Consider the following 24,075-nt stretch of genomic DNA (forward strand, 5'->3'; position numbering starts at 1 on the left):
AGCGCTCACATCATTCCTTGCGAGTCGCTCGCCCTTTGTTTACATATGTTTGATACGTTCAACCATCTCGGCGCCGAAGGCGATATACGCCTGGGCACCTTTCGAGCTGGGGTCGAAGGTCACGCCGGGCAAGCCGTACGACGGCGCTTCGGCCAGGCGCACGTTGCGCGGGATGATGGTCTTGAAGACCTTGTCGCCGAAGTGCTGCTCCAGCTGCGCCGATACTTGTTGCGATAATGTCATGCGTGGATCGAACATCACGCGCAGCAGGCCGATGATCTTCAAATCGGGGTTCAGGTTGGCGTGCACCTTCTTGATGGTGTTGACCAGGTCGGACAAGCCCTCCAGCGCGTAGTACTCGCACTGCATCGGGATGATCACGCCATGCGCGGCGCACAGGCCGTTCAGGGTCAGCATCGACAATGCCGGCGGGCAATCGACGAGGATGAAATCGTATTCGCTGTCGACTTCGGCCAGCGCCTCCTTCAGGCGGCGTTCGCGGTTGTCCAGTTCGACCATCTCTACTTCGGCGCCGGCCAGTTCGCGGTTCGACGGCAAGACATCGAAACGCCCCGCTTCCGAACGCTGGCGTGCCGTCTTGACATCGGACTCGCCCAGCATGACTTCATAGGTGGACGCCTTCAGGCCAGCCTTGTTGATGCCGGCGCCCATGGTCGCATTACCCTGCGGGTCGAGGTCGACCAGCAGCACGCGCTGGTTCAACTTGGCCAGGCCGGCGGAGAGGTTGACGCTTGTTGTGGTTTTACCAACACCACCCTTTTGATTTGCTACACAAAAAATTTTGGCCATGTATCTTCTAGTTGTTAAGAGATGCAAACTTCATCGTGCGCCCCGGCATGTTTACCGAAACGATTTATACTGTTTATTTCATTTATACGATATAAACCATTTATACGGTTTATATTATTTATACCGTATAAACTATTTATATTATTTAATTTTCTGGCGTTTAAATTCTTGCTATAAAGACCAGATGGCGCTCTGCATTTAGCCCTGGCACCGCGATTGCGCGTAGCTCTGTAACTTGCCATTCCGCTGGAAGTCGCTCGCGCTCGTCTGGCGGCGCTATCCCTTTCAAGGCGATGAACTGACCGCCCTCTTCCAGCACGTGGCCCGACCAGTTGACGAAATCGGACAGGTCAGCAAAGGCGCGCGAGGTGATCACGTCGAATTTCTGCTGCACCTCCAGCTGTTCCACCCGTTTCGTGTACACGGTGACGTTGCTCAAACCCAGTTCGGCCTTCACTTGCGTCAAAAAAGCCGTCTTCTTATGCACCGTGTCGATCATCGACACCGTCACATCGGGCCGCGCGATGGCCAGCACCATGCCCGGCAAGCCGCCGCCGGCGCCTACGTCGAGCACGTTTTTGGCATGAGCGAACGCGGGCACGGCCGCCAGCGAATCGAGCACGTGCAAGGTCAGCATCTGCAGGGGATCGCGCACCGACGTCAGGTTGTACACGCTATTCCATTTGGCCAGCAAGGCCAGGTAATCGAGCAGTTTTTCCGTCTGATCCGCGCTCAGGTCGAGCCCCAGCGCGGCGATGCCTTCATTCAAAATGGGGGCCAGTGCGGCCCGGTCAAACTGCTTCATTCAACAACCTCGTCCTTTAAAGTGGTGGTCTGCGCGGCACCAAAACCGCGCTTTTTCAAGTGCACCAGCAGCAGCGAAATCGCCGCCGGCGTCACGCCGGAAATGCGCGATGCCTGGCCCAGAGTTTCTGGGCGCTGCTTGTCGAGTTTTTGCCGCACTTCGACCGACAGCGCGCCGATGTCCAGGTAATTAAAACCTGCCGGCAATGCCAGATTTTCATAGTGTTCATGGCGCTCGATTTCCTTGCTCTGGCGCTCGATGTAGCCGGCATATTTGAGCTGGATTTCCACCTGCTCGCGCACGGCGGGATCCTCCACGCCGGGGCCGGCCAGGGCCTGGCCTTCCATGCCTGTCATGCTCATCAAGGTGTCGTAGGCGACGTTCGGGCGGCACAGCAAATCCGCCAGCGAGTACTCGCGCTCTATGGCCTGGCCGACGATGCGTTCCGATTCGGCGGCCGCCAGAATGCGCGGGTTGACCCAGGTTGAACGCAGGCGCTGCAGTTCCAGCGCCACCGCTTCGCGCTTGGTCTCGAACGCTTGCCACTGGGCGTCGCCCACGCAGCCCAGGGTGCGGCCGATTTCCGTCAGGCGCATGTCGGCATTGTCTTCGCGCAGGCTCAAGCGGTACTCGGCGCGGCTGGTGAACATGCGGTACGGCTCCTGCACGCCCTGGGTGATCAGATCGTCGACCAGCACACCCAGATACGCCTCGGAGCGGCCCGGTATCCAGGCTTCCTTGTCCTGCGTCAACAGGGCCGCATTCAGGCCCGCCAGCATGCCTTGCGCGGCCGCTTCCTCGTAGCCGGTGGTGCCATTGATCTGGCCGGCGAAGAACAAGCCTGCCACGGCCTTCGTTTCCAGCGAGGCTTTCAAGCCGCGCGGGTCGAAATAGTCGTATTCGATGGCGTAACCGGGGCGCAGGATATGCGCGTTTTCCATGCCCTTCATCGATTGCACCAGGGCGATCTGCACGTCGAACGGCAGACTGGTGGAGATGCCGTTCGGATAGAATTCATGCGTCGTCAAGCCTTCCGGCTCGAGGAAGATCTGATGCGATTCCTTGCCCGCGAAACGGTGGATCTTGTCTTCGATGGACGGGCAATAACGGGGGCCCACGCCCTCGATCACGCCCGTGTACATGGGGCTACGGTCCAGGCCGGCGCGGATGATGTCGTGCGTCTGCGCGTTCGTATGCGTGACCCAGCATGGCACCTGGCGCGGGTGCATGGACGTGCTGCCCATCACCGAGAAGACGGGTACGGGATCGAGGTCGCCCGGCTGTTCTTGCATCACGGAAAAGTCGATCGTGCGGCCATCGATGCGCGGCGGCGTACCTGTTTTCAAGCGGCCCTGCGGCAGCTTCAATTCTTTTAAACGGGCGGACAGCGAGATGGCAGGCGGGTCGCCGGCGCGACCGGCCGAGTAGTTATTCAGGCCCACGTGGATCTTGCCGTCGAGGAAAGTGCCGGCCGTCAAGACCACGGCACGCGCCAAAAACTTCAGGCCGATCTGCGTCACGGCGCCGACGACGCGGTCGCCTTCGACGATCAAATCATCGACTGCTTGCTGGAACAGCCACAAATTCGGCTGGTTTTCCAGGCGTGTACGGATGGCGGCTTTATAAAGAAGGCGGTCGGCCTGGGCGCGCGTGGCGCGTACTGCCGGGCCTTTCGAAGAGTTCAGGATGCGGAACTGGATGCCGGACTCGTCGGTGGCAATCGCCATCGCGCCGCCCATGGCATCGACCTCCTTGACCAGGTGGCCCTTGCCGATGCCACCGATGGAGGGATTGCACGACATCTGGCCCAGTGTCTCAATATTATGCGTGAGCAATAGCGTCTTCTGTCCCATACGGGCGGAAGCGAGGGCCGCCTCGGTACCGGCGTGACCACCACCGACAACGATGACGTCGAATTCTGTAGGAAATAACATGATAAATAGGTAACAGTGCAAGTAAAAATGCGGGAAGAGAGCTCCGATTATAGAGTCTTTTTGCGAGCGCAACCTTCCACGGGCCAATTTTTGCTTAATTTTTACTCAGCATTGGCAAGGAAGCGGAAATTTCTGTTTCACGTGGAACACTCCATAGGCTCGCGATGGGGCTGCGGTGGCCGCCAATGTTTGCTACAATTGCCGCATCGTCCGCTACACCGTGGTCACGCCAGTGGCCATAGTGACGATCATCCAGGAGGACGGCCTCCCCCATCATGGGCACACACCGGGACGGCCCGCTCTGTATAAGGAGCCGCCATGGCCTGGATACTTTTACTTATTGCCGGCATGTTTGAAGTCGTGTGGGCATACTCGATGAAACTCTCCGAGGGTTTCACCAGACTCACCCCCTCCGTCATTACCATCGTCATGATGATCGCCAGCTTCGGTTTGCTGTCGATAGCCATGCGCACCCTGCCCCTGGGCACGGCCTACACCATCTGGACCGGCATCGGTGCCGTCGGCGCCTTTATCGTCGGCATCGTCGCCCTCGGTGAACAACTGAATGCCATGCGCGTGTGCGCCGCCGTCCTCATCGTGTGCGGCATCGTGCTGATGAAAATGTCTTCCAGCCACTGAGAGGAATCCCCATGCTCCTCGAAAACTATTTTCCCGTCCTGCTGTTCATTCTGATCGGCATCCTGGTCGGCATCGTGCCCATGCTGCTGGGGCGCGCGCTGGGTCCACACAAACCCGATCCGCAAAAACTGTCCCAGTACGAATGCGGCTTCGAAGCGTTCGGCGACGCGCGCATGAAATTCGACATCCGCTTCTACCTGGTGGCCATTCTGTTCATCCTGTTCGATATCGAGGTGATCTTCCTGATGCCGTGGGCGGCCAACGTCAACGAACTCGGCTTACCCGGCTTCTGGGCCGTCATGGGTTTCTTGAGCCTGCTGACCATCGGCCTGGCCTATGAATGGAAACGCGGCGCGCTGGAGTGGGAGTAGCCCCCGCTTCTGGTTCCACGTGAAACATGCGCGGGGAGGGAAAGCGGAGTAAGCTTGGCTTCTGTCCTTGTTGTCAGGAGTCTGCATGCCCGCCTTCCAGTTCCGCACCGTGCCGCATCTGATCGTTGAAGGGGGCGCCGCCGCCCAGCTGGGCGCGCACATCGCCCATCACTTCCCCACCGTGCGCCGCGCCCTGCTCGTCACCGATGCGGGTTTTCTGTGTACGGGACTCGCAGATAATCCGCTGCACAGCTTGCAAATGGCGGGTATCGAGGCGCACGTATTTTCCGACGTGCAAGCCGATCCGCCCGAAGCCATCGTGCTTGCCGGCGTGGCACAGGCCCAGATGTTTCACGTGGAACTGATCATCGGCTTCGGTGGCGGCAGCTCGCTGGACGTGGCCAAGCTGATCGCCGTGCTGGCGCCCGGCCACCAGGAACTGGCGCAACTGTATGGTATCGGCAATGTCCACGGCCAGCGCCTGCCTCTGGTGCAATTGCCGACCACGGCGGGCACGGGTTCGGAAGTGACGCATATCGCCATCGTCACCACAGGCGCCACCAGCAAGATGGGCGTGGTCGCGCCGCAACTGTATGCGGACCTGGCCATCCTCGACGCCAACCTGACCCTGGGCTTGCCGCCCGCCGTGACAGCCGCTACCGGCATCGATGCCATGGTGCATGCCATCGAAGCGTACACCAGCCGCCAGCTGAAGAATCCATTATCGGACATGCTGGCCACGCAGGCGTTGTCACTGCTGCACGCCAATCTCGTCACGGCATGCCGCGATGGCGCCAACTTGCCGGCACGCCAGGCGATGTTGCTGGGCGCCATGCTGGCCGGCCAGGCGTTTGCCAATGCGCCAGTGGCCGCCGTGCATGCGCTCGCCTATCCCATCGGTGGCCTGTTCCACGTGCCACATGGCCTGTCGAATGCGCTGCTGCTGCCGCATGTGCTGCGCTTTAATCTCTCCCACGCGGCGCCCCTGTATGCGCAGCTGGCAGCCGTCGTGCAGCCCGGCATCACGGGCAGCGAGGAAGCGCGGGCCGAGGCCCTGATTGACGCCATGCAGGCGATTGCCCTGGCCACAGGCATCGCGCGTACCCTGCGCGAGGTGGGCATCGCGGCCAGCGACCTGGACCGGCTGGCCGACGACGCCATGCTGCAGACGCGTTTGCTGGGCAACAATCCGCGCGTCGTCACACGCGAGGATGCCCGCGCCATCTATGCGGCCGCGCTATGACACTCAGTTGGGCACATCCACCACCGTCCCCGTCACGCTGATCGCATTGCCCGCCGCTGGCATCGACGCTAGCGCCGGTACGTTGACATTCGTGATCAATGTCGATGCATCGGCGCGTGTTTCCGTGCGCACTACCTGCGAAGGCGGCAAGGCCTGCTTGGCAGACAAATGCGCATACATGGCATCGAGCGCCCGGTTCAGGTACACATGTAGCGGCACGATCAGGGTCGGCAAGGCGCTGCTGAAGGAATCGAAGTGGTTGGCGTTGGTCACTTCGATATAGCGCAACCGGCTATTTGCCCCTTCCACCGCGGCGTTCAGCCCCAGGTAGGCGCGCGAAGCGTGATTGACGGGAATCAGGGTATCGCTGCGGCCATGCACGATGATGGCCGGCTTGCCATTCAATTTGCCGCTGGCCGCTACCTCGGCCATGCCCGCCCGCACGCGCACGCTCTGCCCGGCCAATGTCCCCTGCAAGTTGGCGCTGCTGACGGCGTCGCGCCCCGTCGCCAGGCTGCGCAGGCACAGGAAGCCATCGAGCGACTGGTCCGCCAGACTGGTCGAGGGTGACACGCCGGCCGTGTAGCCCTTGGCGCCGCCCACGCTGTTCTCATACACGACATTGCCGAGGATGCCGCTTTGCGCGGCAAAGCTGGCCGCCTTTTGCGCGGAGGTGTACGCGATAGGATTGCCGCTGCCATCCGTCTGCGCAAACGTGAAACCGCACACCTTGTCCGTCACGGAAAACTTGCCGTAGGCATAGGCATACGTGACGGCCACCAGGATGTTCGTGCCCGCGTGCGCTGCCTGCAGCGGATCGGAATCGACCAGCCAGCCATACGCGCGCAAGCGCTGCTTCGCGTCCGCCTGCTGCGCAGTCAGGTCGGAACCGTTCAACAAGCCCTTGGCCACCAGCGCCGTGCAGCGTCCCGCATTGCCCGCCACGGAGGCGATGCACGGCTGATACAGGGCCGCATGGGTGGCGTAGTCGAACAGGGCGCGCCCCGGTGCGTTCACTAGCACCCCACCCTGGCGCACGCTGTAGGCGCCCGATGCTGCCGGCTGGACCTGCGGCTCGCTGGCGGCCACGCCGCTGATCAAGCCTTTCGTATCCTGCTCCGCGGCCAGCAAGGCCGAGCCGGCGCCGTTGGAAATACTGGAGGCTATCGTGATGGTGTTCTTCGGCGTGAGCCGCACGATGCGCGCACTGCCATCGTGGGCCAGCACGCCGTAGCGCTCGTTCAACACATAATATGCCATCTCGACCGCCTGCAAGGTGACCTTGCCCCAATCCTTCTCCGGGTTCTGCTGCGAGTGCGCATGCTTGAAGGCAATACGGTTCGGGTTGGCAGCGGCCCAGGCCAGCCGGTCGGCGTCGCTCAGGTCCGGCGCGAAGAGCGCGTTCTTGCCCGCAGCCACTCTTCCCGCGCGCAGTCCGTTCTGCAGGTTGACACTGTCGTCTTCAAACACATACAGGCCCGTCCCGGAACCCTTGTCGGCATACGCCACGGCGCAGCCCTTCTTCAAACCCCACTCCCCCGAACTGCCGATGGCGCCGTAGATGCCGCGCGAGCCGCTGGAGGTGCCCGTGACGATGCAGGCGTGCTCGGGGTCGAAGCTGGCCGGCACCTGCACCATCAAGGTGACATTCTTCTTGCCCGTGCCATCGTCGGCATAGGCGATGTATTCACTGCCCGCGACCAGGCCCTCGCCCGTGCCGACGGTACCGCTGGCATCGACGTTCGGTCCGTACAGGGTGCCGTAGCCGCTGTTGGCGGCAATGTCGAGCACGGCGCGGTAATTGGCATAAATGGCATTGCGGCGCAGTTCGAGCGGCGTCGGCTGTTCAGCATTCGCATAGGCGGGCGCCGTGCCCGCCAGCCCCGTCTTGCCCAGGCCGGCTGTGAGTAAATCATTCGTCTTGCCGTCGTAGTCGGCCCGCGTGATGGTGCCCAGGTAGCCGGGCATCTGGTTCAGTTCTTCCGGCGCATGGTTGCTGCCGCAGGCTGCCAACGCCAGCAGGGTGCACAAGCTCATGCCGGTGCCCGCGCGCGTGATCGTCATTTGCATGGTGGTTCTCTCCGTTGAAGTAACAGTGGACGCACAATGAAAAACGCCGGACTATCCGTCCGGCGTTGCTTGAAAATCAGACAGCGGCTTTGGTAGCCCTGCCGCCGAAGCGCGCGATGGCTTCGCCGACGATGCCGCGCCGGAACAGCAGCACGCAGATGACGAAGATCACTCCCGTGACCATGCCCACGGATTCACCCAGGGTGCCGAACCACTCGATGCCCGTGTGCGTGGCCAGATAGGTACCGACATCGCCCAGCTTGTTTTCCAGCGCGATGATCAGCACGGCGCCGAGGATGGGACCGGACAGCGTGCCCATGCCACCCACCAAGGTCATCAGCACGACCAGGCCCGACATGCCCCAGTAGACATCGGTGAGGGTTTCAAAGCCCAGCACCAGGGTCTTGGTGGCGCCGGCCAGAGCGGCCAGCGAAGCGGACAGGACGATAGCCATCAGCTTATACTTGTTGACGTCGTAGCCCAGCGAAATGGCACGCGGTTCGTTTTCCTTAATCGCCTTGAGCACTTGCCCGAACGGCGAGTGGATGGTGCGCACGATCAGGGCGAAGCCGGCAATGAAGATGGCCAGCACGAAGTAATACAGTACGGTGTCATTGCCCAGGTCTATCATGCCCAGCAAGGTTCCACGTGGAACACCCTGCAAGCCATCCTCGCCGCCCGTGAACGGCAGGCGCAAGGCCAGGAAGTACACCATTTGCGCCAGCGCCAGGGTGATCATCGTAAAGTAGATGCCCTGGCGACGGATCGCCAGGCCGCCGATCACCAGGCCCAGTAAGGCGCCCGTGGCGACGCCGGCCAGCAAGCCCAATTCCGTTGGCCAGCCCCAGGTGCGCAGCGCGTAGCCGGTGACATAACCGGCGCCGCCGAAGAAGGCCGCATGGCCGAACGACAGCAAGCCCGTATAGCCGATCAGCAAGTTAAAGGCGCAGGCAAACAGGGCGAAGCACAGCAACTTCATCAGAAAGACGGGATAGCCGTAAAACGGGGCCGCCAACGCCAGCAGCAAGGCAATGGCGTAGCCTACATTTTTATTCATCGTGGTAGCTCCAATACATGACTGATGAGGATTACTTTTCTTTGCCGAACAGACCGGCGGGACGCAGCAGCAGCACGATGACCATCACCACAAAGACCACGGTGGCCGAGCCTTCCGGGTAGAACACGCGGGTCAGGCCCTCGATCACGCCCAGGCCCAGGCCCGTCAGGATGGAGCCCATGATGGAACCCATGCCACCGATCACCACCACGGCAAACACGACGATGATGAGGTTCGAGCCCATCAGCGGCGAGACCTGGATGATCGGTGCCGCCAGCACGCCGGCGAAACCGGCCAGCGCCACGCCGAAGCCAAACGTCAGGGTGACCATCAGCGGCACGTTGATGCCAAACGCTTCCACCAGTTTCGGGTTTTCCGTGCCCGCCCGCAGGTAGGCGCCCAACTTGGTTTTTTCGATGACGAACCAGGTGGCCAGGCAAACGCTCAAGGAAGCGATCACCACCCAGGCGCGGTAGTTCGGCAGGATCATGAAACCCAGGTCCGTCGCGCCGGCCAGCGCTTCGGGCACGGCATACGGCTGGCCGGAGACTCCATAGAAGGAGCGAAACACGCCTTCCATGATCAGGGTAATGCCGAAGGTCAGCAGCAAGCCATACAGATGGTCAAGCTTGTACAACCAGCGCAACATGGTCTTTTCGATCAGGATGCCGACCAGGCCAACGAGGATCGGGGCGATGACCAGCATGGCCCAGTAATTGATGTCGAAATAGCTGAGGCCCATCCAGGCCAGGAAGGCGCCCATCATGTACATGGCGCCGTGCGAGAAATTAATAACGTTGAGCAAGCCGAAGATGACGGCCAGACCGAGGGACAACATGGCATAGAACGAGCCGTTGACGAGACCCAGCAGCAGCTGGCTCATCATCGCTTGTATTGGAACGCCGAAAATTTCCATGGCATCACAGTATAAAAAGCACCGCCGGGTAGCGGTGTGGTATCAAGGGAAACACGCCACCGCAGACTGGCGCGGCGGCGCAAGGCGAACCCTGCGAGCGAAGAGCGTGCAGGACAGACCACCCGCGCGCAGGCGGGCGATCGCAGTTGGTGCTAGCGTCTTACTTCCACAACGAACACTTCGATTCGGCCTTGGTCACATACGCTTGCGCACCGGGCACGGTGGCAACCACCTTGTAGTAATCCCATGGGTATTTCGACTCGGATGGCTTCTTGACTTCTATCAAATACATATCGTGCACCATGCGGCCATCGGGACGCACTTCGCCATTCTGCGTGAACATGTCGTTGATCTTGGTCTTTTTCAGGTAAGCCATGACCTTCTCGGTGTCATCCGTCCCCAACGCCTTGACGGCTTTCAGGTAGGTCGCCGCAGCCGAATAGTCGGCCGCCTGCAGCATCGACGGCTCCTTCTTCATCTTGGCAAAATAGCGTTTCGACCAGGCGCGCGTGTCCGCATTCAAGTCCCAGTACCAGCCATCCGTCAGGTACATGCCTTGCGTCAGGTTCAAGCCCAGGGAATGGATATCATTGATGAAGATCAGCAAGCCGGCCAGTTTCATCGATTTCGTCAAGCCGAACTCGTTGGCCGCCTTGATGCTGTTGATGGCATCGCCGCCCGCATTGGCCAAACCCAGGATTTGCGGCTTGGCTGCTTGCGCCTGCAGCAGGAAGGACGAGAAATCCGAGGCGCCCAGCGGATGCTTGACGCTGCCCAGCACCTTGCCGCCGGCCGCCTTGACGACCTCGGCCGTGTCTTTTTCCAGCGAGTGGCCAAACGCGTAATCAGCCGTCATGAAATACCAGTTCTTGCCGCCCTGCTTGACGATGGTGCCGCCCGTACCGCGCGCCAGCGCCACCGTGTCGTAGGCGTAATGCACGGTGTAGGGCGTGCACTCTTCATTCGTCAGGCGCGAGGAGCCGGCGCCGATGGCAATGAAAATTTTCTTCTTTTCCGCCGCGACCTTGGCCATGGCCAGGCTGGCGCCGGAATTGGTGCCGCCGATCAGCATGTCGACGCCCTGCTGGTCGAACCATTCGCGCGCCTTCGAGGCGGCGATGTCAGCCTTGTTTTGATGGTCGGCGGAAATGAATTCCACCTTCTTGCCGGCCAGCACGACGCCGGCATCGGCGATCGCCATCTTGATGGCTTCCGCGCCGCCGAGGCCGTCGACGTCGGAATACACGCCCGACATGTCGGAAATAAAACCGATCTTGATGGTGTCGCCCGATACCTGGGCGTGCGCGGCGGCGGAAAAGCCCAAGGCGCAAAGAGTGGCGGTGGCAATGGCGATAGCGTTACGTTTCATAGTGTCTCCGTTGGAATTATTGTTTGCTATTCAGTCGATTGCTGGACGATGACGCGTACTAGATATACGCGTACTACATGGGGACTACACGCCAAGCAGCTCGGTCAATACCGGCATCTTGGCCTCCAGTTCGGATGCAGCAAAAGTCTCGACGATCTGACCGTGCTCCATCACATAAAACCGGTCCGCCAGTGGCGCGGCAAACCGGAAATTCTGTTCCACCATGACAATGGTGTAACCCTTCGCTTTCAGGGTGGTGATCATGCGCGCCAACCCTTGCACGATGACGGGCGCCAGGCCTTCGGATATTTCATCGAGCAGCAGCAGGCGCGCGCCCGTGCGCAGGATGCGCGCCACGGCCAGCATCTGCTGTTCACCGCCTGACAATCGCGTGCCCTGGCTGTGGCGGCGTTCCTGCAAATTCGGGAACATGGCGTAGATTTCCTCCACCGACATGCCCTTCTCACCGCTGGCCAGGGTCGGCGGCAGCAGCAGGTTTTCCTCGGTCGACAGCGATGAAAAAATGCCGCGCTCTTCGGGACAATACCCGATGCCCAGGTGGGCGATTTTGTGCGTGGCCAAACCTATCGCTTCGACGCCATTGACTTTGATGGAGCCCGTGCGCGCCCCCGTCAAGCCCATGATGGCGCGCAAGGTGGTGGTGCGGCCGGCGCCATTGCGGCCCAGCAAAGTCACCACTTCGCCCTGCTCCACTTTCAGGTTCACGTCGTGCAGGATGTGCGATTCGCCATACCAGGTGTGCAGCTGTGCAATTTCCAGCGCGGGTGCGCTGCGATTCACTTGTGTCGCCATCAATGCACCCCTTCCAGTTCGGCGTGGGTGGTGCCCATGTACGCTTCCATCACGTGCGGATTGCGCGACACTTCCGCATAACTGCCCTCGGCCAGCATGGCACCGCGCTGCAGGACGGAAATCTTGTCGCAGATACCCGAGACCACGCTCATATTGTGTTCCACCATCAAAATCGTGCGGCCGGCCGAGACTTTCTTGATCAATTCGGTGACGCGGTGTACATCTTCGTGGCCCATGCCCTGCGTCGGCTCGTCAAGCAGCATCATTTCCGGCTCCATCGCCAGGGTGGTGGCAATTTCCAGCGCCCGCTTGCGGCCATAGGGCATGTCGACCGTAATGGTGTCGGCAAACTCCGTCAGGTCGACTTCGGCCAGCAAGGCCATGGCACGATCATTGAGCTGGTTCAAGGAGCGTTCGCTCTGCCAGAAATGAAACGAGGTACCGAGCTGGCGCTGCAAGCCGATGCGCACATTTTGCAGCACCGACAAATGCGGGAAGACGGCAGAAATCTGGAAGGAACGGATCACACCCATGCGCGCGATCTGCGCCGGTCTGGCGGCCGTGATATCTTTCCCATTGAACAGGATCTGTCCGGATGTGGGGACCAGGAATTTGGTGAGCAAGTTGAAACACGTGGTCTTGCCGGCGCCGTTAGGACCGATCAAGGCGTGGATATGGCCCCGCTCTACCTTCAGGTTCACCTCGCTCACTGCGGTGAAACCCTTGAATTCCTTGGTCAAATTTCTTGTTTCCAAGATTACGTTTGACATCGTGTCTCCTAGTTGTACTTTTTGTACTACTTAGTCATTTTTTTTATAATACACAACTTAAATTTAACGCACAATACAGTATAACTACGGGGATTTTTCGCCAGCCCGAATGGCGCAAACCCGCGCTTTTACGCGGTCATTTCCAGGCCGCGTGTATCATTTGCGCCGCTTTTTCCGCGATCATCACCGTCGGCGAGTTCGTATTACCAGAAGTAATGTAGGGCATGATGGAGGCATCGACAATGCGCAATCCGGCCACGCCGATCACGCGCAACTGGCTGTCAACGACGCTCGATGCATCGCTGGCCAGGCCCATGCGGCAGGTGCCCACGGGGTGAAAGATGGTGGTGCCGATCTGGCTGGCCGCCTGCGCCAGTTCTTCCTCGCTCTGGAATTGCACGCCGGGCTTGTATTCCTGTGGCGCAAACTTTTTCAGCGCCGGCGCGGCGGCGATGGCCCGCGTCAGCCGCAAGGCGTCGGCCGCCACGCTGCGGTCCTGCTGTGTACTGAGATAGTTAGGAACGATATTCGGCGCCGCATAGCTGTCGGCCGACGCGATCTGCACATGGCCGCGCGAGGTGGGGCGCAGATTGCATACGCTGGCCGTAAATGCGGGAAACGCATGCAGCGGCTCGCCGAATTTGTCCAAGGAGAGCGGCTGCACGTGGTATTGCAGGTTCGGCGTGGCTTGCTGCGGGTCGGACTTGGCAAACGCGCCCAGCTGCGACGGCGCCATCGACATGGGCCCGCTCTGGAACAGCGCATATTGCAAGCCGATCTGCATCTTGCCCAGCATATTGCCCGCCATCACATTCAGGGTTTTCACGCCCTGCACTTTAAAGACCATGCGCAGCTGCAAGTGGTCTTGCAAATTGCCGCCCACGCCTGCGGCATCGAGCACGGGAGCAATCCCATGCTGCTGCAGCAAGGCGGCCGGGCCGATGCCGGACAATTGCAGCAATTGGGGCGAACCGATGGCGCCCGCCGTCAGTAAAGTTTCCCGTTTGGCCGTCGCCTGCCACTGCGTGCCGCCGCCCGTAAACACGATGCCCGTACAGCGCGGTCCCGACTCCGTCGTTTCCAGCAACAGACGTTCCACGTGGCAACCCGTCATGATGGTCAGATTCGGCCGCCGAGACGCCGGTTTCAGGAAGGCTTTCGAGGTATTCCAGCGGATGCCGCGGCGCTGGTTGACGTCGAAATACGCGCTACCGCTATTGTCGCCGCCATTGAAATCGCTGGTTTTCGGAATGCCGACCTGCTGCGCCGCGTCGCGAAACGCATTCAAAATATCCCACGACAGCCGCTGTTTTTCCACGCGCCATTCGCCTCCGACACCATGGTTTTCCGAGGCGCCGCCGTAGTAATCCTCGCTTTGCTTAAACAACGGCAAGATCTTGTCCCAGCGCCAGGAAGCGTCGTCCGTGAGGTCGGCCCAGTGGTCGTAATCGCCGGCCTGGCCCCGCATATAGATCATGCCATTGATGGACGAACTGCCGCCCAGGACTTTGCCGCGCGGATACATCAGGCTGCGTCCGCCCAGACCCGCGTCCGCCTGCGTGGAATACAGCCAGTCCGTACGGGGATTGCCGATGCAATGCAGATAGCCGACGGGGATGTGAATCCACAAGTAATCGTCCTTGCCACCCGCTTCCACGAGTAAAACGTTGGCATCCTTGTCGCGTGTGAGCCGGTTGGCCAGCACGCAACCTGCCGTGCCGCCGCCCACGATGATGTAGTCGTATTCGCCTGCCGATTCCAATGAAGCTCCTTTCGGTATGCCATCAAGCTGTCGCGCGGCGTGTCTCCCCACCGCGTTCCGCTACCAGAGTCTGTCTTTCTTCATGCATGCATGGCTGTTGAGCCAGATTGAGATTACCACCAGTCCCAGGCGAGGGCGACATTAATCGTGGCAAGCGATACGGGTTAGCGTCACGGCAAGGTAAAACACAGCGAAAAACAGGGGTTGCAGGCTGTGGATAAGCGTATGGATATCCACAGGGACGATATGTGCGTAAACGAAAAATTTTTTCGGCAGCGTTTTTTTGTCCAGAAACCATCCCAGGCAGATACAACGCTTACTCAGCGCTTATCCGCACGCCAAGCGATTGTTTACAAGGATAAATCAGGACTTATCCACAGAAGATGCCACCGTTAACTACTATTACTATTCTTGTATACGAACTTATTAAGGTAAACCCGACGACGCGCATTTTGCCTGCCCTTCGCCTTCGAGAAGGTTCGCAAGCCTCACGTCAAAAAAAAGCCGACAAGCTGCTGACAAAAAAAATCAAGCCAACAACTGAGCAACGAAAACCAGCACGGCTGGCGTCACGCACACAGCACTGCCAAACCGTTTTGCAAAATGGAAACGTCAACAGTCCTTGGCCAGGCTCTGGCCAAGCAGGCTGTTCGACATCAAAAAAGTGGGAAGTTCGATACGATTGTGGATAAGTCACTTGATATCCACAGGATGACTTGTGAGTAAACACGAAGTTATGCGCAGGCCCGCATTTTATACAATTTTGCTCCTCGCGTGATACAGCGATTATGCACGCTTTATTTTGCACGTAAATGATTGATCCTGTTGAAAAAAAGTGACTTATCCACAGAAAAAACCGCGTTTACTATTACTACTATTTTTATATATAGATTCATTGTAAACCGATAAAAAAAGCAGAAGTCCGGGGGTATTTCCCAAAAGCATGCAGAAAACGTCAACGCCAACGGCGACATCTCGACCCACTGCCAAACCGTCTTCCAGGAATCACCTGGATACCAGCGTGCGTGAAAAAACAACGCTCGTGGTTGCTCAAGATTGATTGCCAGACAAGGATCGATGCACACGCACCACGTCAAACATGCCACTACAGCAAGAAAAACCATGATTTTTGCTTGCTGCTGTGGATAAGTGCCTGCATATCCACAGGATGAGATGTGGGAAAAGTCGATCTTTGTCCACAGCTCAATTTTTATCCCAAACAAGTCCTCGCTAGATACAATGCTTGTGCGCCTACTTTTTTGTGCCCTAAGTCGATGATTTTTCGATGGTATACCGACTTATCCACAAAAAAATGGCCGTTTACTATCATTACTATTTTTATGTATACATCTTTATTTAAAACACAGAGACAAACGCGAACGGTGGAAAAGTCACCAAAACGGCTGTTTTCACCGTGGTAAACCGTCTTGCAATCCAAAAACCTGTAAAAACAGCATGAATTCACACACAAAAATGCGTTTAGGCATCATCAGTGCCTTGCACGAAGAACAGCTGGGGCTGGTAGTAGCGATGCAAGGCCCCCAGAAGCGTTCGCACGGCATGCGCGACTACACCCTGGGAACCCTGTGGAATATCGACGCTGTGTGCGTCCTGTCGCGTCTGGGCAAGGTTGCCGCTGCCATGACAGCTTCTATCCTTGTGGAAAAGTATGGAGTTACCCACATCGTCTTCACCGGCGTGGCCGGCAGTGGGGATAAACGCGTGAAAGTAGGCGACATCGTGGTGGCCGAAGCGCTGCTACAGCACGATATGGATGCCCGACCTTTGTTTCCCCGCTTCGAAGTGCCGCTGACGGGTTTGCAGCGCTTCGCCACCGACCTGGAGTTGAGTACGCAACTGGCCGGCGCGGCAGAAGATTTCCTGCGCGATGACCTTGCCAAGGTATTGCAAGACAAGGATATGCAAGAGTTTGCGCTGCAGCAGGCGCAAGTGCACCGCGGCCTGATCGCCAGCGGCGACCAGTTCATCAGCAGTGCCGCGCATGTGAAGCAGCTGAAAGTAGATATCCCCGACTTGCTGGCCGTTGAAATGGAAGGCGCCGCCGTGGCGCAAGTGTGCTTTGAGTTGGGTGTGCCGTTTACCGTCATGCGCACCATTTCCGACAATGCCAACGAAGAGGCGGCCATCGACTTCATGCGTTTTGTGCAGACAGTCGCCTCGCCGTATGCGTTTACGGTGATTCACAAGCTGTGCCAGCGCCTGGCTGGCTAATTCCCGGGCGCCTCGTGCATAAAAAAAGGGCAGAACCACTGGTTCTGCCCTTTTTTGCGTTCACTACCTGCTTAAATTTTAGACACTCAGCATCATCAGGCTCGCATTCCCGCCGGCTGCCGTCGTATTCACGCACAGCGCCCGCTCAGCGACCAGGCGCCACAGGGGGATGGCACCCTCTTGCGTGGTGGCGATGGTGCCCACCAGGGCCCCTTCCCGGGCCGCCAGCAGTGGTTTGAGCTGGCCATCAAGGCCAAGTTCGATCATGGCGATCTGGAAATCATGTTTGACCGACTCCAGGCTGCTGACGACCTGGATGCGGTCCTTCAGCGCCGCCGGCAAGTCGCCAGGGATCAGATCCGGCGCTTGCGCCAGCACCAGGGCCTGGTTTCCGGTGGCCAGCACGGCCGCCAGCTGATTCATCAGCGTGCCGGAGGTGGCCGCCGCACACAGAATCGTGCCGCGCGCAGCAAAGCTCAGGGTATTGCGTTCGCCGGTCGGGCCTGGCAAGACGGTGGTGCTGCCCAGCAAGGTCGTGCGCGCGTATTCCTGCGCCAGCTGCTCGACCTTGTCGTGGCCATGCATCTTCGCCCACACGGTCAGCGCATCGAGCGCGGGCGGCGCCTGGCGCTGGTGCTGCGCGCCGGCCGGCGCATTGCGCTGCAGACGCTTCAGGTACAGGGGGCCGCCGGCTTTCGGTCCCGTGCCCGATTTGCCTTCGCCGCCGAACGGCTGCACGCCGACGACGGCGCCGACGATGTTGCGGTTTACATAAATATTGCCCACATGCGCGCGCTTGGTGATGAAAGCGATAGTTTCATCGATGCGCGTATGGATGCCCAGGGTCAAGCCGTAACCGCTGTCGTTGATCGATTGCACCAGTTGAGGTAGTTCGGACCGCTTGTAGCGGATCACGTGCAGCACGGGACCGAAGACTTCCTGCGTCAATTGCGCCAGCGACTTGATTTCCAGTACGGTCGGGGCGACAAACGTGCCTTTGACGGTGGGCAAATCGAGCGAATAATGGTCGATGGCCACGGTTTTCATCTTGTTGATGTGCGCCAGCAGCTTACCTTGCGCTTCCGCATCGATGACGGGACCGATATCGGTCGCCAGGCGATCAGGATTGCCAACGCGCAATTCCTGCATCGCGCCCTTCAGCATATGGATGGTCTTGTCGGCGATTTCCGTTTGCAGGAACAGCACGCGCAAGGCCGAGCAGCGCTGGCCGGCGCTGTCAAAGGCCGACGACATCACGTCCTGCACCACTTGCTCCGGCAAGGCGGACGAATCGACGATCAGGGCATTCTGGCCACCCGTTTCGGCGATCAGGGGAATGTCGATGCCTTCGGCCACGGCCCGCGCAGCCAGGTTGCGGTTGATCAATTGCGCCACTTCCGTCGAGCCCGTGAAAATCACGCCTTTGACACGCGCGTCGTTGCACAGGCCGGCGCCGACGATCTCTCCGCTACCGGGCAAAAATTGCAGCGCGCCGCGCGGCACGCCCGCCGCATGCAGCAATTGCACGGCGCGGTGGGCGATCAGCGGCGTTTGCTCGGCCGGCTTGGCCAGCACCACGTTGCCGGCGGCCAGGGCGGCGGCCAGCTGGCCCGTAAAGATGGCCAGCGGGAAGTTCCACGGGCTGATGCAGGTGACGGGACCGAGTGCCAGGGTGTTCGGCGCGTGTTCCACCTGCGCCGCGTAATAGCGCAGGAAGTCGACGGCTTCGCGGATTTCCGCGATCGCGTTTGGCAGGGACTTGCCCGCTTCGCGCACGGCCAGGGCCATCAGCTCGATGTGATGCTCTTCGAACAGGTCGGCCGCGCGCTGCAAGGCTTGCGCGCGGATCGACGGTTCCGTGGTTTGCCAATCCATGGCGTAGGCGCTGGCGCTGGCCAGGGCCGTTTCCACGTCGGCCGGACCGGCTTCCATGACTTTCCCCACGACATCGTCGTGCTGGGCCGGATTGTGCAACATGTGCGTGGGGCCATTCAGGCTGACGGCGCCATCGATCAGCGGCGCTGCCTGCCATTGCTGCTGCTGCGCCAGGCCGGTGGCCAGGGTGCGCAAGGTGTCTTCATTCGACAGGTCCAGGCCGGCCGAGTTCTTGCGTTCGCTGCCAAACATGTCCAACGGCAGCGGAATCGACGGGTGCGGCAAGCCGCCCTGCAGGCGCGCCTGCTCGAGCGGATCGCGGATCAGGCTATCGATGGCCACGCTTTCGTCGACGATCTGGTTGACGAACGACGAGTTGGCGCCGTTTTCCAGCAGGCGGCGCACCAGGTAGGCCAGCAGGGTTTCATGCGAGCCGACGGGCGCGTAGATGCGGCACGGCTTGTCCAGGTTATCCGGGCCGACAACCTGGTCGTACAGGGTCTCGCCCATGCCGTGCAGGCACTGGAATTCGTAGTCCTGGACACCGTCGCGTTTCGCCCAGGTATAGATGGTCGACAGGGTTTGCGCGTTATGCGTGGCAAATTGTGGATAGATCAGGCTGCTGGCAGCTAGCAGTTTTTGCGCGCATACGAGGTAAGAGACGTCCGTGTAGACCTTGCGCGTGTAGACGGGATAGCCTTCCTGGCCATCGACTTGCGCGCGTTTGACTTCCGCATCCCAATACGCGCCCTTGACCAGGCGCACCATGAACTTGCGGCCGCTGCGGCGCGCCAGGTCGATCAGGAAATCGATGGCGAAGGGGCAGCGCTTTTGATACGCCTGCACCACGTAGCCGATGCCGTCGAAACCGGCCAAATCCGCATCGAAAGCCAGTGCTTCCATCAGGTCGAGCGACAGTTCCAGGCGGTCCGTTTCTTCCGCATCAATGTTGAAGCCGATGTTGTACTGTTTTGCCAGCAACAGCAGCGTTTTGACTTTCGGCAACAATTCTTCCATGACGCGGGCGCGCTGGGCGCGGCTGTAGCGCGCGTGCAGGGCCGACAGTTTCACGGAAATGCCGGGGCCGTTGCGGATGCCGCGCCCGTTCGAGGCCTTGCCGATGGCATGGATCGCCGTTTCGTACGAGGCGTAATAGTTGGCGGCGTCCTGTTGCGTCAGGGCCGCCTCACCCAGCATGTCGTACGAGTAACGGTAGCCGCGCGTTTCATTCTCGCGGCTGTTTTTCAAGGCTTCCTCGATGGTCTGACCCGTAACAAACTGGTTGCCCAGCATGCGCATCGCCAGATCGACGCCTTTGCGGATCAGCGGTTCGCCACCCTTGGCGATGAGCTTGGTCATGGCTGAACCGAGACCCGATTCGCTGCTGGTACTGACCAATTTTCCCGTGATGAGCAAGCCCCAGGTGGCGGCATTGACGAACAGCGATGGCGATTCGCCCAGATGCTTGCGCCAGTCGCCCTTGCTGATTTTGTCGGCGATCAGGCGATCAGCCGTTTGACTGTCGGGTATACGCAACAGCGCTTCAGCCAGACACATCAATGCAACACCCTCTTCCGACGATAGCGAGAACTCGTGCATCAGTGCATCGACGCCGGATGCGCGCGTGCGTTTGTGGCGCACGTTCGAGACCAAGCGGTGCGCCAGCGCTTGCACTTCGGCCGTCGTTTCGGTGCTGCTGGCGCGGACTTGTTGCAACAGCCACTGCACGGCGGAAACCTCGTCGCGCCTATAGGCGGCGGTGATGGCGGCGCGCTGGGGTGTCGCTTCGGGCAGGATCTCTGCCTGGAACGCAGCAAAAGGAATCGGGCTAAAAGCCGAGGGGCCTGCAGGGTGCATAAGTACTCTTTACAAGGAAATGGGGACGAAAACTGACGTAATTCTTGCTCTTTTTTGGTGCAAAAAAATACAGAAAGTCGGACGTTAAGATGATTCGATTGTAAAGGGGATTCTTATGGATTAATTCTGGTAATACAGGGGGCTAGCAATAGATAGTTTTTGATGCGACAATTTAACCAAATAATATTAATTTGGGGGTGATGGTAATGCTGGACAAGATCAGTAAGAAAATCTTGATGGAATTGCAGAGCGATGGACGCATCAGCAATGTGGAGCTGGCCGCGCGCGTGAACCTGTCGCCGGCCGCCTGCCTGGAGCGCGTGCGCAAGTTGCACGAATCCGGTTACATCATGGGCTATACGGCCCAGTTGAACCCGCAACTGCTCGATGTGTCGCTGCTGGTGTTCATCGAAGTGGTGCTCGATCGCACGACGCCGGAAGTATTCGACGCCTTCAAGCATAGCGTACAAATCATTCCAGAGGTACTGGAATGTCATATGGTGGCTGGCGGCTTCGATTACCTGGTCAAGGCGCGCGTCAAGGACATGGCGGCCTACCGCGAATTCCTGGGCAAGACCTTGCTGCAAAAAGGTGTGCGGGAAACCCACACTTATGCCGTCATGGAAGAGGTCAAAAACACCACCAAATTGCCAATTAAGTGACCTTGGTGTAGCCAGCCCACTTTTCTGATTGAGCTATCGGAACAATTGTTGTAGGGTAGAACTACACATTGCTATCCGGTAGCCGCCTGAAACGCCGCGCAGACGTTACGTTCAGGGTGCAAGGTGGGCAATCGTGCCCACCCGCATACGGTTACAGCATGTCCCCGCCGGGACGTGACGGGTTCGCGCAGCGGGGGACAAATGAAGCAGTTGCAGCATCAGCTGGTGCGTTTCTTTGTATTCACGATCCTGGCCATGGCCGTGGCCTGTTGCCTGGCCTATCTGCTGCTGCTATCGGGCGGCGACCAACCGTATCTGATTGCCTGCGTGGCTGCCGCCATCGGCGCCGCGCTGCTGGCGTTCGCCGGCCGTCCGCGCGGTGAGCCGGGTTTGCACCAGTTCGCCGACACGGTGGGCAACGCCATCGACGCCATCATGATCGGCGCGGCGGAAACCTCGTATTTTGTCGATTCCGTCAAACAGAAGGTGGAACTCGATGTGCGCACAGCCAGCGACATCGCCGACAGTTCCGTACAAAATGCCGCGATGACGGAAAAGATTGCCGCCAATGCGGAACGGGCCGCCAAGGTGGCTGCCGGCGTGCGTGTGGAAAGCGTGGCGGCGCGCGCCGAAGTGGATCAGGGTTTGCACCGGATCAATAAGGCACGCGAGGAAGCGCAAGGGGCCTCCAGTACCATGCTGAGCTTGCAGGACAAATCCAAACGCATCACCGGCTTTACGGAAGCCATTTCCGATATTTCCGCGCGCACCAACTTGCTGGCGCTGAACGCCGCCATCGAGGCGGCGCGCGCCGGCGAACACGGGCGTGGTTTTGCCGTGGTGGCCGGTGAAGTGCGGCAATTGGCGCAGCGCACCAAGGAAGCCTCCGATGAAATCAGCGTGATGGTGCGCGAAATCAATGAGCAGTCGGAAAAAGCGGCGCGCGGCATGAGTTCGCTGGCGGCCGGCGTCACGGAAGCGGCGCGCAATGTGGAAAGCGTGCACGCCTCGCTCAGCCATATCGAGGAATCGTCGGGCGTGTCGGAAGACGCGATCGGGCAAATCGCCCGCGCTTCGCGCGAACACGTCGATACGACGCAGCTGATCGCCGACGCCATCCTGCAAATCCGCGACAGCATGTTGTCGACGAATGCCGAATTGCCGCGCGCCACGCAGTCGGCCATGGCCCTGGCCGAGCGGGCCGAAGTGATCGCCGGGGCCCTGGGCGAATCGAGCGTGGCCACGCCGCACGACGAGATCCGTGTGGCGGCCCAGCACGCGGCGCGCGAAGTGGGTAAACTGTTCGAGCAAGCCATCGCGTCGGGGCGCATCACGCGCGAAGCCCTGTTCGACCGCCACTACCGGCCCATCCCGAATACCAATCCGCCCAAGCACAACACGAAGTTCGACGCCTTTACGGACAAAGTGCTGCCGGACTTGCAGGAAGGCGTGCTGGCGGCCCTGCCGCACCTGGCGTATGCGGGCGCCGTCGACAACAATGGATACTTTCCAACGCACAACAAAAAGTTTTCCCAGCCGCTGACGGGCGACTATGCCACCGATATGGTGAATAACCGCACCAAGCGCATCTTCAGCGATCGCACGGGGACGCGCTGCGGCAGCAATATCAAGCCGTTTTTATTACAGACGTACAAGCGCGACACGGGCGAAGTCATGCACGATTTATCCGTGCCGATCCACGTCGATGGCAAGCACTGGGGCGGTTTCCGGATCGGTTATCGTTCCAGCAACCATGCATAGCAAAACGCCTGATGAGTCATCATCAGGCGTTTTTTCTCGATAGTCGGTTACGGTTACTCTATATGCGGCTTGGGCGCCACGCCGCCACCGGCCGCCGTGGCCGTGCGCAGGGTAGGTGTGTTCATGCTTTCCAGGTGGTTGCGCAGCCATTTGTGGGCGGGGCTGCGGGCGTCGCGTTCGTGCCACAGCATGTCCAGGTGGACGGCCGGCAGCGTCAGCGGCAAATCCTTGTACAGCAGGGATTCCGTCATGCCCGTCGAGGCGATCAGGTGGCGCGGCAAGACCGTGATCAGGTCGGAATTGGCTACCACGCGCCCGGCCGTGAAGAACTGGTTGACCGTCAACAAGATGCGCCGCTCGCGGTGGATCTGCGACAGCGCCTCGTCGATCAAGCCATGCGCGCGGCCGGAAAAGCTCACCAACAAATGGTTCGCCGCGCAGTAGTTATCCAGGGTCAATTCCTTGTCGGCCAGCGGATGGCCGCGCCGCATCACGCACACATACTTGCCGGAATACAGGCGTTCGTGGCGGATGGGCGAACCCGTTTCGCTCGACAATTGCGCCGCCACGCCGGGAAAGAAGCCCACGGCCAGGTCGATATCGCCGCGCAGCAACATCGGTCGCGGTTCGCGCGTGGTCAGCGGCATCATGCGTACGTTGACGCCCGGTGCTTCGCGTTCGATCGAGCGCATCAGCGAGGGCAGCCAGAACGCGGCGGTCGCATCGGCCATGGCCATGCGGAAGGTGGCATGCGTTTTCGACACGTCGAAGGTTTCCGGCGTAACAGCCGCTTCCAGGCTGGCCAGGGCCGAGCGCACGGACGGCCACAGCGCTTCGGCACGGGGCGTGGGTTTCACGCCATACGCCGTGCGGATCAGCAATTCGTCACCGAGGCTCTCGCGCAGGCGTTTGATGGCGTTCGATACCGCCGGCTGCGTCATCGCCAGGTGGCCAGCTGCGCGCGTCAGGTTTTGTTCCGTCATGACGGCGTCGAAAACACGCAGCAAGTTCAGATCCAGCGTCAGAAAACTCATGGAAAGCCCAAGATAAAAGTTGAATTGATTACTTCAGAGTGTAAACCGCGCCGGGCACGAATATTTCCACTCGTCAAAAAATATTACAGTTTTCC

The 24,075-nt window shown here is 59.8% G+C and carries 18 protein-coding genes; 6 read left to right on the forward strand and 12 right to left on the reverse strand.

Annotated elements, in window-relative coordinates:
- Window positions 1–39: 39 nt before the first annotated feature.
- From ACQ4WP_RS01345 to mnmG, 3 genes are all read right to left on the reverse strand, one after another.
- Complete coding sequence (locus ACQ4WP_RS01345; protein ID WP_010393800.1) at window positions 40–810, reverse strand: ParA family protein; 771 nt, start codon at window positions 808–810, stop codon at window positions 40–42.
- A 160-nt stretch (window positions 811–970) separates the two neighbouring features.
- A complete protein-coding gene (gene rsmG / locus ACQ4WP_RS01350; protein WP_436518314.1) occupies window positions 971–1,615 on the reverse strand; it encodes a 16S rRNA (guanine(527)-N(7))-methyltransferase RsmG in 645 nt (214 codons plus the stop codon).
- Window positions 1,612–3,549: a tRNA uridine-5-carboxymethylaminomethyl(34) synthesis enzyme MnmG gene (gene mnmG, locus ACQ4WP_RS01355; RefSeq protein ID WP_436518315.1), complete on the reverse strand. Its 1,938-nt coding sequence runs from the start codon at window positions 3,547–3,549 to the stop codon at window positions 1,612–1,614. The genes rsmG and mnmG overlap by 4 nt, the downstream gene beginning before the upstream one ends.
- A 318-nt stretch (window positions 3,550–3,867) precedes the next feature.
- On the opposite strand from mnmG, the gene sugE reads away from it, so the two are divergent.
- The 3 genes from sugE (at window position 3,868) to ACQ4WP_RS01370 (ending at window position 5,802) form a co-directional block, all read left to right on the forward strand.
- A complete protein-coding gene (gene sugE / locus ACQ4WP_RS01360) occupies window positions 3,868–4,188 on the forward strand; it encodes a quaternary ammonium compound efflux SMR transporter SugE (protein ID WP_436518316.1) in 321 nt (106 codons plus the stop codon).
- Window positions 4,189–4,199: 11 nt separating this feature from the next.
- Window positions 4,200–4,559 (forward strand): NADH-quinone oxidoreductase subunit A, encoded by a 360-nt coding sequence (locus tag ACQ4WP_RS01365; RefSeq protein ID WP_436518317.1) that lies wholly within the window; start codon window positions 4,200–4,202, stop codon window positions 4,557–4,559.
- 85 nt (window positions 4,560–4,644) lie between these two features.
- Window positions 4,645–5,802: an iron-containing alcohol dehydrogenase gene (locus ACQ4WP_RS01370; protein WP_436518318.1), complete on the forward strand. Its 1,158-nt coding sequence runs from the start codon at window positions 4,645–4,647 to the stop codon at window positions 5,800–5,802.
- A 3-nt stretch (window positions 5,803–5,805) separates the two neighbouring features.
- On the opposite strand, the gene ACQ4WP_RS01375 is transcribed toward ACQ4WP_RS01370, so the two are convergent.
- From ACQ4WP_RS01375 to ACQ4WP_RS01405, 7 genes are all read right to left on the reverse strand, one after another.
- Window positions 5,806–7,866, reverse strand: a complete 2,061-nt coding sequence (locus tag ACQ4WP_RS01375) for a 3-hydroxybutyrate oligomer hydrolase family protein (RefSeq protein ID WP_436518401.1) — start codon at window positions 7,864–7,866, stop codon at window positions 5,806–5,808.
- Window positions 7,867–7,948: 82 nt separating this feature from the next.
- The gene (locus tag ACQ4WP_RS01380) at window positions 7,949–8,929 is read right to left on the reverse strand and encodes a branched-chain amino acid ABC transporter permease (RefSeq protein WP_436518319.1); all 981 of its coding nucleotides are present in this window, start codon (window positions 8,927–8,929) and stop codon (window positions 7,949–7,951) included.
- Window positions 8,930–8,960: 31 nt separating this feature from the next.
- A complete protein-coding gene (locus tag ACQ4WP_RS01385) occupies window positions 8,961–9,845 on the reverse strand; it encodes a branched-chain amino acid ABC transporter permease (protein WP_034752662.1) in 885 nt (294 codons plus the stop codon).
- A 160-nt stretch (window positions 9,846–10,005) separates the two neighbouring features.
- A complete protein-coding gene (locus ACQ4WP_RS01390) occupies window positions 10,006–11,214 on the reverse strand; it encodes an ABC transporter substrate-binding protein (protein WP_436518320.1) in 1,209 nt (402 codons plus the stop codon).
- A gap of 84 nt (window positions 11,215–11,298) precedes the next feature.
- Window positions 11,299–12,027: an ABC transporter ATP-binding protein gene (locus ACQ4WP_RS01395; protein WP_436504897.1), complete on the reverse strand. Its 729-nt coding sequence runs from the start codon at window positions 12,025–12,027 to the stop codon at window positions 11,299–11,301.
- On the reverse strand, window positions 12,027–12,797 hold the full coding sequence (locus tag ACQ4WP_RS01400) for an ABC transporter ATP-binding protein (RefSeq protein WP_436518321.1): 771 nt from the start codon (window positions 12,795–12,797) through the stop codon (window positions 12,027–12,029). Before ACQ4WP_RS01400 ends, ACQ4WP_RS01395 begins: the two co-directional genes overlap by 1 nt.
- Window positions 12,798–12,933: 136 nt before the next feature.
- Window positions 12,934–14,559: a GMC family oxidoreductase gene (locus ACQ4WP_RS01405; RefSeq protein WP_436518322.1), complete on the reverse strand. Its 1,626-nt coding sequence runs from the start codon at window positions 14,557–14,559 to the stop codon at window positions 12,934–12,936.
- 1,455 nt (window positions 14,560–16,014) lie between these two features.
- Here ACQ4WP_RS01405 and ACQ4WP_RS01410 point away from each other — a divergent pair.
- A complete protein-coding gene (locus ACQ4WP_RS01410) occupies window positions 16,015–16,791 on the forward strand; it encodes a 5'-methylthioadenosine/adenosylhomocysteine nucleosidase (RefSeq protein ID WP_436518323.1) in 777 nt (258 codons plus the stop codon).
- A gap of 78 nt (window positions 16,792–16,869) precedes the next feature.
- On the opposite strand, the gene putA is transcribed toward ACQ4WP_RS01410, so the two are convergent.
- Window positions 16,870–20,523, reverse strand: a complete 3,654-nt coding sequence (gene putA, locus ACQ4WP_RS01415; protein ID WP_436518324.1) for a trifunctional transcriptional regulator/proline dehydrogenase/L-glutamate gamma-semialdehyde dehydrogenase — start codon at window positions 20,521–20,523, stop codon at window positions 16,870–16,872.
- 206 nt (window positions 20,524–20,729) lie between these two features.
- On the opposite strand from putA, the gene ACQ4WP_RS01420 reads away from it, so the two are divergent.
- Window positions 20,730–21,185 carry an Lrp/AsnC ligand binding domain-containing protein gene (locus tag ACQ4WP_RS01420; RefSeq protein ID WP_010393827.1) on the forward strand — a complete coding sequence of 152 codons (456 nt, stop codon included), beginning with the start codon at window positions 20,730–20,732 and terminating at the stop codon, window positions 21,183–21,185.
- 201 nt (window positions 21,186–21,386) lie between these two features.
- Window positions 21,387–22,946: a methyl-accepting chemotaxis protein gene (locus ACQ4WP_RS01425; RefSeq protein ID WP_436518325.1), complete on the forward strand. Its 1,560-nt coding sequence runs from the start codon at window positions 21,387–21,389 to the stop codon at window positions 22,944–22,946.
- A 53-nt stretch (window positions 22,947–22,999) separates the two neighbouring features.
- Here ACQ4WP_RS01425 and ACQ4WP_RS01430 read toward each other — a convergent pair whose 3' ends face one another.
- Window positions 23,000–23,980 carry a LysR family transcriptional regulator gene (locus ACQ4WP_RS01430; protein ID WP_034752642.1) on the reverse strand — a complete coding sequence of 327 codons (981 nt, stop codon included), beginning with the start codon at window positions 23,978–23,980 and terminating at the stop codon, window positions 23,000–23,002.
- Between the last annotated feature and the right edge of the window lie 95 nt (window positions 23,981–24,075).

This window comes from Janthinobacterium lyxosi (assembly GCF_051380665.1).
GTDB lineage: Bacteria > Pseudomonadota > Gammaproteobacteria > Burkholderiales > Burkholderiaceae_D > Janthinobacterium.